Below are 1,239 nucleotides of genomic sequence, written 5' to 3'. Positions count from 1 at the left end.
CCCGCCGGTGAACCCGCAGTTGGCGGGTGCGCCGCGAGGGTCGCGCCGCGAGGCGTTTCCGCCCTCCGCCGCACCTCGGACCCGTCGCGTCGCACCCGGCCGGGCGCGGCTGCCGTCGGCTCTCCCACCCGCCCCGCACGCCACCGTCGCGGAAGGAGGCCGGGGCAGCCGGGCGCCTTCCGGCCGACGGCGCACCCGGCGGACACGGGGGCGAAGACCGGCGCGATCCATCGGAGTTCGGGGCGGCCGGGCGCCATTTCCCCGTCAATCGATGATCAGTTGGCGTGATCGTACGGTTTTCGATGGGCAACAGAATGGCCATGATGGATTGAGACACGGGGCATCGCGTGCCACCGTGCGAGAAGGGGGACGCACCTTGCAACAGCCGCCCGCTCAGCGCAACGCCGAAGCAGCCGTCCGGGAGCCGGCCCTCGCGGCGGGAGTTCCCGTGCGGGAGTCGGACCTGGTGGATCTCGCGGCTTGGCCCTTGACCGCCGTGGACGGCCTGGCCCCCCTTCGCCCCGGTACCCGCCTGCTCTCCGAGGTCCTGCGCTCGCGCGGGGGCATCAGGGGCGGCGGCGAGTCCGGTGGCGGCCAGGGCGCCAGGGCCGAATAGCCCGGCCCCGCAGACCCGGCGCCGCACCCCGTGAGGAGTGCGCACCGCCGGGCTTCCGCATGCCCGCCCACCGACCGGAGGTCCACGGGAATGACCGAGCAGCGCACCGCCCCCTTCCGCATGCCCGAACGGCTCTTCGCGGAACTGGCCGCCGGCGGGGGCTCCGCGGAGGCCGTGGCCTTCCTCGAACAGGGCGAACGCGCCCGCCGCCTGCTGCTCCTGCGCACCCTGCTGGACCATCTCGTCGCCCTGCCCACCCCCCTGACCCCGGCCGCCGAGGCGTGGCGGGTGCTCAAGGAGGCCGCCCGGCGCGCCCCGGAGCCGGTCGAGGCGCTGCTGCTGGCGCCGGCCACCGGGACGTGGATCGCCCACATGCTGCGCAGGGTGCACGGCACCGCGAGCGGCCCCCCGCTGTGGGCGGAGGCGGGCCGGCTGAACACCCTCGCCGTCGTCGCCTCGCTGCGGGCGGGCACGGAGACGGTGCTGCGGGTCCCGCTCACCGACGGCGCGCTGCCGCTGCCCGGACTCGGCACGGCACGGCTGCCTGACGGGGCCGACGGTCCGGCGACGGGACGGGCCGGCACCCGGGCGGGGGAACTCACCCTCACCGGACCCGACCGGGC

The 1,239-nt window shown here is 76.5% G+C and carries 1 protein-coding gene and 1 pseudogene; both read left to right on the top strand.

Annotated features, from left to right (window positions below):
* The first annotated feature begins 376 nt into the window (after positions 1 to 376).
* Positions 377 to 616, top strand: a complete 240-nt coding sequence (locus G3I53_RS06640; RefSeq protein ID WP_164346473.1) for a hypothetical protein — start codon at positions 377 to 379, stop codon at positions 614 to 616.
* Positions 617 to 706: 90 nt separating this feature from the next.
* Positions 707 to 1,239: pseudogene (locus G3I53_RS06635) on the top strand (radical SAM protein); the annotation flags it as partial.

The sequence above is a fragment of the Streptomyces sp. SID14436 genome (assembly GCF_010548465.1).
Lineage (GTDB): Bacteria > Actinomycetota > Actinomycetes > Streptomycetales > Streptomycetaceae > Streptomyces.
Note: the sequence above shows the minus strand (reverse complement) of the source record. Positions and strands in the feature narration are given on the sequence as shown.